The sequence below is a fragment of the Nonomuraea sp. 10N515B genome (genome assembly GCF_052245915.1).
In the GTDB taxonomy this organism is placed as follows: domain Bacteria; phylum Actinomycetota; class Actinomycetes; order Streptosporangiales; family Streptosporangiaceae; genus Nonomuraea.
On the sequence record NZ_JBQQBQ010000083.1, the window covers coordinates 22,540 to 34,048 of the forward strand.

General features: G+C 67.3%; 13 protein-coding genes and 1 pseudogene. 7 read left to right on the forward strand and 7 right to left on the reverse strand.

The genetic code is table 11. The features are described from left to right. Positions 1-8 precede the first annotated feature (8 nt). On the reverse strand, positions 9-1,565 hold the full coding sequence (locus ACTWQA_RS52770) for an MFS transporter (RefSeq protein ID WP_443166381.1): 1,557 nt from the start codon (positions 1,563-1,565) through the stop codon (positions 9-11). 12 nt (positions 1,566-1,577) lie between these two features. Then, a complete protein-coding gene (locus ACTWQA_RS52775) occupies positions 1,578-2,561 on the reverse strand; it encodes a zinc-binding dehydrogenase (protein WP_443166382.1) in 984 nt (327 codons plus the stop codon). Between the two features lie 87 nt (positions 2,562-2,648). Here ACTWQA_RS52775 and ACTWQA_RS52780 point away from each other — a divergent pair, with 87 nt between their 5' ends. Beyond that, positions 2,649-3,332 carry a TetR/AcrR family transcriptional regulator gene (locus ACTWQA_RS52780; protein WP_443166383.1) on the forward strand — a complete coding sequence of 228 codons (684 nt, stop codon included), beginning with the start codon at positions 2,649-2,651 and terminating at the stop codon, positions 3,330-3,332. A gap of 309 nt (positions 3,333-3,641) precedes the next feature. Here the strand turns inward: ACTWQA_RS52780 and ACTWQA_RS52785 are convergent, their stop codons facing one another. Beyond that, complete coding sequence (locus tag ACTWQA_RS52785) at positions 3,642-3,806, reverse strand: hypothetical protein (protein ID WP_443166384.1); 165 nt, start codon at positions 3,804-3,806, stop codon at positions 3,642-3,644. A gap of 360 nt (positions 3,807-4,166) precedes the next feature. Between ACTWQA_RS52785 and ACTWQA_RS52790 the strand changes: the two genes are divergently transcribed. Continuing rightward, positions 4,167-5,264 carry an NmrA family NAD(P)-binding protein gene (locus ACTWQA_RS52790; protein ID WP_443166385.1) on the forward strand — a complete coding sequence of 366 codons (1,098 nt, stop codon included), beginning with the start codon at positions 4,167-4,169 and terminating at the stop codon, positions 5,262-5,264. A 47-nt stretch (positions 5,265-5,311) separates the two neighbouring features. On the opposite strand, the gene ACTWQA_RS52795 is transcribed toward ACTWQA_RS52790, so the two are convergent. Next, positions 5,312-5,659, reverse strand: a complete 348-nt coding sequence (locus ACTWQA_RS52795; protein ID WP_443166392.1) for a zinc ribbon domain-containing protein — start codon at positions 5,657-5,659, stop codon at positions 5,312-5,314. On the opposite strand from ACTWQA_RS52795, the gene ACTWQA_RS52800 reads away from it, so the two are divergent. Further along, positions 5,582-5,797: a hypothetical protein gene (locus tag ACTWQA_RS52800; RefSeq protein ID WP_443166394.1), complete on the forward strand. Its 216-nt coding sequence runs from the start codon at positions 5,582-5,584 to the stop codon at positions 5,795-5,797. The genes ACTWQA_RS52795 and ACTWQA_RS52800 overlap by 78 nt on opposite strands. A gap of 49 nt (positions 5,798-5,846) precedes the next feature. Here the strand turns inward: ACTWQA_RS52800 and ACTWQA_RS52805 are convergent, their stop codons facing one another. Beyond that, positions 5,847-6,299, reverse strand: coding sequence for a hypothetical protein (locus ACTWQA_RS52805; protein ID WP_443166386.1), 453 nt, complete (start codon positions 6,297-6,299; stop codon positions 5,847-5,849). A gap of 260 nt (positions 6,300-6,559) precedes the next feature. On the opposite strand from ACTWQA_RS52805, the gene ACTWQA_RS52810 reads away from it, so the two are divergent. Together ACTWQA_RS52810 and ACTWQA_RS52815 are read left to right on the forward strand one after the other, a co-directional pair. After that, on the forward strand, positions 6,560-6,715 hold the full coding sequence (locus ACTWQA_RS52810) for a hypothetical protein (protein WP_443166387.1): 156 nt from the start codon (positions 6,560-6,562) through the stop codon (positions 6,713-6,715). Positions 6,716-7,026: 311 nt separating this feature from the next. Further along, a pseudogene (locus ACTWQA_RS52815) lies at positions 7,027-7,215 on the forward strand (HNH endonuclease); the annotation flags it as partial. A 125-nt stretch (positions 7,216-7,340) separates the two neighbouring features. Here ACTWQA_RS52815 and ACTWQA_RS52820 read toward each other — a convergent pair. Together ACTWQA_RS52820 and ACTWQA_RS52825 are read right to left on the reverse strand one after the other, a co-directional pair. Next, positions 7,341-9,083 carry a tyrosine-type recombinase/integrase gene (locus ACTWQA_RS52820; protein ID WP_443166393.1) on the reverse strand — a complete coding sequence of 581 codons (1,743 nt, stop codon included), beginning with the start codon at positions 9,081-9,083 and terminating at the stop codon, positions 7,341-7,343. A gap of 145 nt (positions 9,084-9,228) precedes the next feature. Beyond that, the gene (locus ACTWQA_RS52825) at positions 9,229-10,203 is read right to left on the reverse strand and encodes a helix-turn-helix transcriptional regulator (RefSeq protein ID WP_443166388.1); all 975 of its coding nucleotides are present in this window, start codon (positions 10,201-10,203) and stop codon (positions 9,229-9,231) included. A gap of 80 nt (positions 10,204-10,283) precedes the next feature. On the opposite strand from ACTWQA_RS52825, the gene ACTWQA_RS52830 reads away from it, so the two are divergent. Next, positions 10,284-11,018: an alpha/beta fold hydrolase gene (locus ACTWQA_RS52830; protein WP_443166389.1), complete on the forward strand. Its 735-nt coding sequence runs from the start codon at positions 10,284-10,286 to the stop codon at positions 11,016-11,018. After that, positions 10,928-11,398, forward strand: coding sequence for a DNA glycosylase AlkZ-like family protein (locus tag ACTWQA_RS52835; protein WP_443166390.1), 471 nt, complete (start codon positions 10,928-10,930; stop codon positions 11,396-11,398). The genes ACTWQA_RS52830 and ACTWQA_RS52835 overlap by 91 nt, the downstream gene beginning before the upstream one ends. Positions 11,399-11,509 lie beyond the last annotated feature (111 nt).

Here is an 11,509-nt window from a genome sequence, read left to right on the forward strand (position 1 = left end):
CGGTCCTTTCAGTCGAGCGCTGGGGTGGGCGTCGTGGCCTGTTCAGGCTGGCTCGGTGGTTGCGGCCGTGTTGCGCGCCGCAGGGTCAGGGTCAGCAGGGCGAGCGCGATGAGCAGGGGGATCGTGATGAGCGCGTGCACGTGGATGCTGTGGGCGAACGCGTCCCGGGCGGTTTGGGCCAAGGGGATACCGAGGCTTTCGCGGAGTTGCTGGGCTGCCTGGAGCGCGGCGGGCAACGTCTCGCGGGCGGCTTCGGCGACCTTGGCAGGGACGCCGTCGGGCGTGTGGCCGATCATGTAGTTGCCGTAGACGCCGGTGGCGATGCTGCCGAGCACGGCGATGCCGAGCGCGCCGCCGAGTTCGGCGCCGGTCTCGGAGATCGCTGAGGCGGCCCCGGCGCGTTCGGGCGGTGCCGCGCCGAGGACCAGGTTGGTTCCCAGGGCCATGAACGGGGTCAGCCCGGCGAAGAGGAGGACGGAGCCGGACACCAGGATGACCGGGTTTCTGTCCACCTGGGTGAGCAGGATGGGACCGATGACGGCGAACGCGGCTCCGGCGCTCATGAGGACGACTGGGCGGATTCGGGTGAGGCTGGAGACCACCAGGGCCACGACGGTACCGGTGACCGCGGTGGGCAGCTGCCATAGACCGGCCTCCAACGGAGAGAAGCCGAGCACCAGTTGCAGGTATTGCGAGGTGAGCAGGCTGGTCCCGAACAGCACGATGCCGACCAGCACCATGCCCGTGACGGATACGGCGAAGGCAGGGAAGCGGAACAATCCCAGGTCCAAGAGCGGGTTGGACAGCCGCCGCTGGCGGCGTACGAATACCACGCCGATCATTAGGCCCGCGACCAGGACACCAGCGGACGGCAGGGCGAAGCCGTGGACGGCGAGTTCCTTGATGCCGAACACGATCGTCAGAGGAGTCAGCAGGGACAGGACCACGCTGACCGTGTCCAGCCGCCCGGAAGCCGAAGCGCGGGATTCAGGGATCAGGAAGGGGCCGGTGACCAGCAGCAGGGCCATAGTGGGAACGGCGAGCAGGAACACCGACCCCCACCAGAAGTATTGCAGCAGCACACCGCCGACCAGCGGGCCGAGCGCACCACCGCCCATGAAAGCCATCATCCAGATCGTGATGGCCAGGGTGCGCTGCCGGACGTCGAGGAACAGGGCGCGGATCAGCGCCAGCGAGGACGGCGCCAGAGCGGCGGCGGCGACTCCCTGGATCGCCCGTGCTGCGATGAGCGTGCCGGCGCTGGGGGTGTGTGCGGCGGCAACAGATGCGCCGGTGAACGCGACGGCGCCGACCAGCAGGATCCGGCGGTGCCCGAGACGGTCGCCGAGCGTACCCATCGTGACCAGTGATCCGGCGACCATGAAGCCGTAGATATCGGTGATCCACAGCAGTTGGGGGCCGTCGGGCTCCAGATCGGCGCTCAGGCTTGGCAGCGCCAGATAGAGCACGGACATGTTCATCATGACCAGCACGGCGGGGACGCCCAGGACCGCCAGGGCGGTCCACTCCCGCACTCCGGCTCTGGCAGGGGGCTTGTGGGTCATGGAAATCCGATCTCAGCCGCGGGCATTGCCGGCGGGGATGAGTAGGGTCTTGCCGATGGTGGTCCGGGCCTCGATCGCCCGGTGCGCGGCGGCCGCCGCCTCGAGCGGGAAAGTCTGGCCGATGACCGGACGCAGTTTCCCGTCGGCCGCGAGGTTCAGCGCGTCGACGATGAGAGCGCGGGTTTGGGCCGGGTTCGGTGCGGTGGTGAGGCCGATGACGCCGATGGAGCGTGCCTGGAGTTCGCCTTCGTCGAGTTCGGCGTCGGCGCCGCTGGCCATTCCGTAGATGCTCACGCGTCCGCCGTCGCGTAGCGCTGCGATCGCCTCGGTGCCGATCCGGCCACCGACCCCGTCGAAGACGAGATCGAGTCCGGCGCCGCCGGTTGCCTCCGCCACACGATCCAGCCAGTCAGGCCGAGAGTAGTCGACATAGGCGGCCGCGCCCAGTGAGGTGACCAGCCCGGCCTTGCCGACGCCTCGCGCAGCGCCGATCACGTGGGCATCCGCGGCGGCGGCGAGTTGCACCAGCAGGCTGCCGACACCCCCTCCCGCAGCCTCCACTAGAACCCGCTCCGACGGCTTGATCTCCGCCTGCCGGTACAGCAGCAGCGCCGTACGCCCATCGGCCAGCAGCGCGACCGCATCCTTGAGCTCCAGACCCGCGGGAACCGGAACCGCGTCCTGGGCCCGAGCCAGCGCCAGCTCGGCGTAACCGCCCTCGCCGCCGGTGGTGGTGACCACGACTGTTCCCATCAGGGCCGGGTCCACGTCTGCTCCGACAGCAACGATGCGGCCGCCTACGCCATTGCCGGGTATGCGGGGTAGCGCGGGCCTGCCGAACGGCCCGTTGCCCGAGCGCACCTGCGTCTCGACGAACGTGATACTCGCGTACGCCACCGCGACGAGCACCTGCCCCGGCTCTGGCACGGGATCTTCGACATGCCGTATCCACAGGACCTCCGGCCCTCCGAACTCTTCCATGACGACGGCGCGCATGACACTCCTCTAAACGGATAGATTCGCTTCGTTTGCACCCAACCTATAACGGAGTGAATCGCTTCGCAAAGCGGATACAGTGAGCGCATGGCCCGCAAAGCTCCTCGGCACGCAGAAGCCGAACGCAACGACCAGGCCCTCCTGGAGGCCGCCAAGAAAGTCCTGGCCGTGGACGGAGCGCATGCATCGGTGGCGACGATCGCCGCACGCGCCGGAGTCGGCATCGCCAGCCTCTACCGCCGCTACCGTTCCAAAGACGAGCTCTTCCAGCACCTGTGCGCGCTGTCACTCGACCAGTGGATCCAGGCCGCCGAACGCGGCCTGCGACACAACGACCCTTGGGAAGGGCTCGCTCACTACATCAGCGCCTGCATCGAGTTCAGCGGCGGCTCCCTCGGGCCGCTGGCCGGCACGATCGCCGTCACCGACGAAATGGCGGCCAAGTTCACCAGGTCCGATGAGCTGATGCGGGCGCTGGTGGCCCGCGCGCACGCCGCCGGAGTGCTCAGACCGGACGCCACGGCCATGGACATCTCGCTCATGATCGAACAACTCGGCAAGTCCCCCCTGATCGAACAACTCGACCGGCAGGGCCGCACCGACCTGACCGACGCAGCCCACAACGCCCGAAAGCGCACGATCGCCATCGCTCTCGACGGCCTGCGCTCCGGCCACCCTCAACTGCCCGGGACCGCACCCACTCCCGCCCTCCTCGCCGAACGCTGGGAGCACGCCCCCACAGACTCGACGAGGACGCCAGGACGGCCGTAGACCAAGGAAGCAGGCCGACACAAAGGGGCCCGCAATCTCACAAACCCTCCCGGTCGCGGGGACCTATCACACCGGCCGTTTCACCAAGGTCGGCCGCCTGGCCAAGCTGCTGCGCGTGCCCACCCCTGCCGACCGCGGACCCGGACAGCCCGACGCCGCGCCGGTTCACTCGCCCCGAACCAGTCGTCCCGGCCGGATGACGCCAGGTCGGCACGGGCATGGATGAACGCGGCCGCCTACGCGGCAGACGACGAGGGTCTTGCGCCGTGGAACCGCATAATTCGCAGACCTCGGCGGTGAGCCGTTGGATCAGCTCCGACCGGCGGCCAGCTCCTGGTCGGCCCAGCGGCGCGTGGACAAGTGGAACGGCCTGTCACCGGTGATCCGCAGCGCTCTCCCGGAGGAGTCCGCCAGGCGGAGCCAGCGGGTGTCGAGGCGGTTGCCGTTCTCCTGCAACGCCAAGAGCGAGGGCATCAACCGCGTCCGAACCGCTCAACTTTGAAGACCCGGATACCTGGGCGCTTGCCGTCTGGAAACCGATCGGTGTACGCTGGCGGAAACCGATCGGTTTCCAATTGGAGTACCCATGACCAGCCTCAAAGACGCGGTCGCCGTCGCGACAGGGGGAGTCGCGGCATCAGGAAGGCACTGATGGAAGCGCCCCTACGAGGGTGGAGCCGCCAAGGTCTGCGCGACCGCCCGCGGACCCACGGGCCATCGGCGCAGCGTCAGTCGGTGCCGTTGATCGCCAAGCTGATGCAGAGATCCGTCTCGAACACGCCGCGCTCATCGCGTACTGATCGTGTGCGTACTTAACTTCTGGAGTCAAAAGCCATGTCTTCTCACACCACCTCCACCATCTTCGTCATCGGCGGCACAGGGGCTCAAGGGATGCCCATCGTCCGCGCTCTTGTCGCCGACAAGAAGTACTCCGTTCGAGTCCTCACCCGCGATTCCACCTCCCCCCGAGCCCAGGCCCTCCTCGCCCTCGGCAACGTCTCCGTCCTCGAAGGGTCATTCGCCGACGAAGACGTGCTGCGGGAAGGATTTCGCGGCTGTGACGGGGCATTCATCAACATCGACGGGTTCAACACCGGTGAGAAAACCGAGACCTACTGGGCCACCCGCAGTTACGAGATGGCGATCGAAGAAGGAATCAAGTTCTTCGTCTACGGAAACCTCGACTATGCCCTCAAGAAATCAGGCTACGACTCCAGGTTCCGTACCGGCCACTATGACGGCAAGGGCCGCATGGCCGAATGGGTACTGTTCCAAAACGAAACGAACAGGGACAGGATGGGGGCGGCGGTCTTCACTTCGGGTCCCTACATTGACATGGTGATCTCACCGCTCACGCCCATGACGCCCACCATCGAGGACGGTGTCGTCACGTGGCGGGTCCCTCTCGGCAAGGGAGCCGTTCCCCACGTGGCTCTCGACGATTGCGGATTCTATGTTCGCTGGCTCTTCGACCATCCGGAGCGGGCTAATGGCATGGACCTCGAAGTCGCCATCGAACACATGACCTATGCCGATATGGCTGCGGCGTTCGAGAAGGTCACCGGGCATCCGGCACAGTACATCGACACTGATCTGGACACCTATTGGAACGGTCCGGACCTGAAGGGGCTTGCTGATCACCCTGCCGGATACAACGCCGATCCCAACGACAAAAGCACCATGAGCTTCCGCGACAATTTCACGGGCTTCTGGAACGTGTGGAAATACGGAATCATCACCAGAGATTACGCTCTGCTCGACGAAATTCACCCCAACAGGATTAGAAGTGCTGAGGAGTGGTTCCGTCGCGAAGACCAGGTGGGAAGGGACCTCGGCAAGGGAAGCCTCTGGGAGAGGGTCCAGCCGGAGAACTGGAGCGTCGACTCTGCGATCCTTAAGAGCAGTGCGGATTTCAGGACGGGCAAGTTGTGAGGTTGTGACCTGCTCCCCGTCCTGAAGGGTCGGGGATTCCCGTGCCGCTAGGCGGCAGCTCGTGCCGCTTGCGCGGCCGGTGCTGTGGAACGGGGTGCTTGGCGTTTCGCGGACCCGGGTGGGTCTCCACGCCCTGAGACGACCAGCCCGGCCGCCTGTCCTTTGGTTTTGATGTTCTTCGCCCCGACGATGTCGGCGTGCTCGGTGTGCCCGCAAGAAGTGCAGGAGAAGATCGCTTGGCTCTTGCGGCTCTTCCCGTCTACCTTCCCGCACGCGGGGTTCGGGCACGTCTGGGACGTGTACGCGGGGTTGATCTTATGGATGGCGCTGCCGGTGTAGCGGGCCTTGGCGCGCAGGGCGACTTCCAGGCCGTACCAGCCGTGTTGAGCCCGGATTTCGCTGCCGCGCCGTTGCGCAGGAACCGGCCCGGCCGGCCGGGGTCGGGTTTGGGCTTGGCGGCCGTCATCGGCACCGAGGCCTCCGACCACTTCCCCATCGTGGCCGACCTCGAACTCCCCCACCCCTCGCCCTGACCTCCGGCGCCCGCCGTCTCTCGCGACGGCGGGCGCCGAGCGGTCCGGATCAGATGACGCCGCTCTGCCCGACGCAGCTCGTGACACCGTTCCTACCGGCCAGCTTCACGAAGACCCGATGCGCCATCGGCCGGGTCGCCGAGATCGCCCTGTTGCCGGCGTTGCCCGTGATCACGGTCGCTAGGAACTCGGCGTCCGGAAGGCCGCCCCGATCCTGGACGAGGCTGACCTTGACCGTGGTGGGGCCTCCGGAGGCCGTCCAGTGGACACGGCTGAAGCGGTGCCCATACGTCGTGTTGATGTAGGTGACGGTCACCTTCAGCCTGTAGGACCCCTTCGAACAGGTCGCGACGAGGGCCTTGGCTGCCGACGTGGTCACCGACGCCGCCGGCGCGGACGCCGAGGCGGACGCGGTCACCGACGCCGACGCATGCGCGGGCGCGCCCATCATGGCCACGGCCCCCATGGCCCCGACGACGACCGCGGTACGCATGATCTTCATATGGTTCCCTCCGTTGATTTCCCGTCGAGGTGAGACCATACGGAGACACGGTATGGCGGAGGTATGTCCCAATCAGACCACTCGGAGCGCGCTAGTGGGACGCTAGTCAGACGCTAGGCTTTCGACGACCAAGCAGCCGACGACCAAAGTCCGCACGGCTGCCGGCCGAACTGTGTCCAAGGGATCTGTCGTCTGACTCAACCCTTGACCCATGCTCCTTCTCGGCGGGCACCAGAACCCGCCCCGACAGAAGGAGCATCATGAAGAAGCTGCTCAAGACCGCCGCCATCGGCGCCATCGCGATCGCATCGAGTTTCGCCCTGGCACAGCCGGCAATGGCCAGCTCGTTTTCGTGGAACGTCAGCGACGGAGTTCGAGGAGCTCAGAGGAGTCCGAGCGGCTTGAACAGGATCTGAAGGACCTCGGGGTGAACGCCGACATCAGCTTTGTCCCGCGCGGCCAGACGTGCGACCCGGAGCGGGGAAAGCGGATTCACCTCAAACCACGTGAACTCCTCAATCCCAGCAGGAAATGGGTTCAACCTCGACCCGCGGCTCCTCGGTCCTGGGCGGACCCTGCTGGTGGACGTCATCATGATGGGCGGTCCGGGCTGGGCGTTCTCGGGCAGGGCTTCGGCGGGTCAGGTGGTCGGGCGGCCCGCCATCATGGAAGGGACGGCTACCAGCGCAGGAGCTGACGCCCCCTCACTCCCTCCCAAGGTGCCCGCATGCCACAAGGACGTCCTCCGATCCCCGCCCAACTGAAGCGTGACTTGCTGGTCGAGGCCGGTCACCGGTGCGCCATCCCGACCTGCCGTGCTGCAGAACCGCTGGAGTTCGAGCACATCGACGACTGGGCGAGGGTCAAGAAGCACGAGTTCGCCAACATGATCGTCCTGTGTAGGAACTGTCACGGCCGCACGGGCAGTCGGCCAGGCCAGATCGATCGCAAGGCGCTCATGCAGTACAAGGTGAATCTCGGCGTGGTCCGGGGTCGAGGAGGAACTCCGCAGGAATTAGCGGTAGCGCACCACGCCGGAGCTCATGCGGTGGTGCCTCGCTTCCGGCGGCGCAGGGGATCGCGGTCGGCGACGTGCGCGGCCACGGCGTCGACGCTGGGCCGGGCGTACCGTTCGAGGGAGCGTACGGAGGCGTGTCGAGAGCGGGCCAACAGGGTTGGGGTGTTGGTGCCGTCTTCGGCTTCGTGCGTCAGCGCGGAGTGGCGCAGTTGATGCAGTGTCCATCCGCCGCGTGCCTCGAGTTCGGCTGGGTCGGTGATGCCCGGATGGGCGAGCGGCCGGGTGAGGGCCTCGAAGAGCTCGGCGGCTCGCCGGTAGGACAAGCGGGCGCGCCCGGTAACCGGACATGTGTCACGCGTGGGGACGTGAGCAGGCGCCCGGCGGCCGGTGAGGAACACGGGCCCGCGGGTGCGGCCTTTGAGCAGCCGGGGCAGGAGTTGGGCGGTGCCCGATTGCCAGTGCACCCACTCGATGGTGCCGCCCTTGGAGGTGACGCGGCCGCGTTTGTCGGCCAGCAGCAGATCCTCGACATCGAGGCAGAGGATCTCCTCGGCTCGTGCGCACGTCTCGTACAGGGCTTTCCAGAGCGTGCGTTCGCGCACGCTGACCTTGAGGTCGAACAACGCGGCGATCTGCTCGCGCGACAGGGCCCGGGTTCGGTCCGGCGGTGCCGGCCGGCGTTCGATGCCGATGATCGGATTGCGGGTCAGCCAGCCGCGGGCGCGCCACCAGGCGATGGCGGCCTTCATCACCGACAGCTCACGGTTGACGGTGTCGGCATCGACCAGGCGGGCTCGTTGTGCGAATGCCTCGGCGAGCACGTCGGCCGGCGCCTCATCGAGCGAGACGAACGCCACGTTGGGGGGTGCGGCGCCCCGGCGCTCGCGCCCCCGCGGCGGCTGCTGCCCGCAAGCCAGCCAAGCCCAGGTGAGCAGTGAGATCCGGTAAATCCGCTGGGAAGAAGCGGCGATTCCAGCCGAGCGAAGATATGCCTCCACGGCGGTGCTGTAGTCGGCGGGGAGGCCGCGATCGAAGGCGCCAAAGATCCAGTAGTGCAGATCCACCAAGTCGGGTGGCCACAACGCCACGCCCGCGCCACCGACGAATCCGTGCGCGTTGGTGCGGGCCAGTTCCTTCAGCCACTTCGCCAGCTTCATCCCGGCCGGCTGCCCAGCGACCGCCGCGGTGGTGGCCGCAGTGACGAGGTCGGCCAGCTGCAGGTGCGGGACGTGATGGGAGGGTGCGGTCAGGATCGGCGAGACGACACGATCGGGTGTGGCAAAGCGAGTGCCTTCCCGGGTCAGGCCGAGGGTGTCGGCCAGCCATTTCACTTCGTCCTTGCGGCCGCCACCTGGCTGGTCGGCGATGATGATGCCGACGTCGTTCTGCTCGCGCAGGTACGAGGTGATCCGCTCGTAGAGGTACTTGAGGATCTCGGGTTCGACGCGGGCCTGCTCCCACGGCACATGACCGCGGTCCCACACCACGACGGCCGACTTGATGCCGTTATCGATGGCGGCCTGGAGCATTCGCTGGCGCAGTTCGGTGATCAGCGGGCCGGTCGCCTTCGCCTGGAAGGTGTTCTTGGGTGGCTTCCATTTGAGTTCCTCCCCCTCGGGGATCCCGAACTCCGCGCGGATGCCGTCGAGCGCGGTGGCGAATCCGGCGACGGCGGGTTCGGGGACGATCACGCCGCCGACCGAGACGAGCTCGCCCATGTGCCGGCGGCGGGCCTCTTTTTGCCCGCTGTCGTCGATGTAGATCATGTACACGATGGCACTCCACGATGGTCGCCGCAGTAAATGCGTACACCTCGACCTGCGGGCGGAGGGTCACGTGTTGGGGGACGCTCCAGGCCGAGTGAGGCGCGTGTTGGTGATCGTATCGGGCTTGCCGCAGTAAATGCGGCATTTACTGCGGTAGTTCTTCCGGTTTCCGCTGGGCGGCTGCGGTGAGCTGGGCGGCCAGATTCTTGAGCGCCTGCCGCAGTTCGTCGGGATGGTGGATGGTGAAGGGCCACTCCAGGGAGGCGAGCAGGTGGGCCATGCCGTCCAGCCGTTCTGCCCGTGCGTGCATGAGAACGCCGGTGGGCTGGGCGGTGAGGGTCACCGCTGAGCGAGGCAGCCGGCGAGCGATCTCATCGAGGGGGCCATGGATCGTCACCTCGACCTGCCAGCGGTAGGGCCCCTGAGCGAGGGTCGAGGTCAGGTGGGCGACGGGGTCGAAGCCGTCGGGTGCGGTGAAGCTGTCGGCTCGGGGGGTGACGGAGGTGATGCGGTCGATGCGGAAGGTGCGCAAGCTGTCGCGGAGGTGGTCGTGGCCGACGACGTACCAGCGGCCGGTGTGGAAGACCACGCCGTAGGGGTCGATGTCGCGTTCGGTGTGTTCCTGGCGCCAGGACTGGTGGCTGATGCCGACGGTCGTGCGGGCGCGGGAGGCCTGGGCCAGTGCCAGCAGGACGCCGGTTCCGGGTGCCTGCCCGATTACGGCGTGGGCGGTGAACGACAGGGTCTCCCGCATGGCGGCGAGCGGTTCACGCAGGGCGTGCGGAAGCACCCGCTCGATCTTGGCCAAGGCACCGGCACTGGCCGGTGCCGCGGTGCCCATGCCCAGACGTTCTGCCGCGAGCAGGCCAAGGACGACGGCGAGAGCCTCGTCATTGGTGAGGACCAGAGGTGGCATGCGGTAGCCGCGGGCCAGCCGGTAGCCGCCGTAGCGGCCGCGTTCGGCCTCCACAGGGATGCCCAAGTCGCGTAGGTGGGCCGTGTACCGGCGCACGGTGCGGACGTCGGTGTCCAACCGGTCGGCCAGCTCCGTCCCGGTGAGCCGGGCGTTGGACTGGAGGAGTTCCAGCAGGGTCAGCACACGGGTGAGGGGATGCGACATGGATCACTCGGCATTTCAGGGCGGATTCTGTCCTGTATCGACTTTACGCTCCCCGCAGCACCTCACTTCAGGGAGATCACATGGCCACCTTCGTACTCGTTCCCGGCGCCTGGCTCGGGGCGTGGGCCTGGGAAGACACCGCCCGCGCTCTGCAGGAGCGCGGCCACACGGCGCTGCCGCTGACACTGACCGGCCTGGCCGAACACGCCGACCAGGCCGGCCCCCAGACAGACCTGGACACACACATCGCGGACATCACGGGATTCGTCGAGCGGAACGATCTGCGCGACGTCACGCTGGTCGCCCACAGCTACGCGGCTGCCCCGGTAACCGGGGCAGCCGGACATCTCGGCGACCGCCTGGAGCGCGTGATCTACGTGGACAGCGCCCCGTTCGCCGCAGGCATGTGCATGCTCGACCTCATGCCACCGCAGGCAGCGGACCAGCTGCGCCACCAGGTCGACGCTTCCGGCGACGGGTGGCGGCTACCGATGCCGCCCTTTGAGGTCCTGGGCTTGTCCAGCAGCCTCGACGGGCTCGATGAGGGCCAGCGGAACGCTCTGCGCACGCGTGCCACCCCTCAGCCGTTCGGCACCTACATCCAGCGCCTCGCCGGCCCGGCCGAGCCCGGTCCCAGTGTGGACCGTGTCCTGATCGCCTGCCATGACTTCACGGGACTGCTGGATGCCGGGGTGCCAATGCTGGCCTACCTGAACCAGCCGCCGTGGCGGCGCTTCGACCTGCCCACCGGACACTGGCCGATGCTGTCCGCGCCCGCCGAACTCGCCCGCGTCCTCGACAAGGCCGTCTCCTGACCGCGCCGGCCGAGAGGCACAGCCCGACGCCTGACCACGAGAGCATCCGCAGGCTGCGGGCCTGTGCGCAGGCCCTGGCCGGCGGAGCATGCGAGGCCTCTGCCGAGGCGGTCGTCCGACGGGTCTTCGCCATCCAGGCCCAGGACGCCACGGCCGCCGACCTGGGCATCCGGGTACGCGGCCGGGACATCACCGCCCAGGCCATCCGCACGGCCTACGAGAAAGAGCGGAGTATCGTCCGCAACTGGTACATGCGCGGCACCCTGCACACCATCCCCAGCGACGACGCCCGCTGGGTGTTGCAGTTGCTGTCCCCGCGGATCCTTGCCGCAACCAGCCGCCGCTACCAGCAGCTGGGCCTGGGGGGGGTATCACTCTAAGTGTGGAAACGATCACTCTGGGTAGATGATCGAAAGTAAAGATCAACCACACAACATTCGGGGGAATGTGATCATGTCTACCACACAGGGAACCGCCGCTCTGGCCACCAC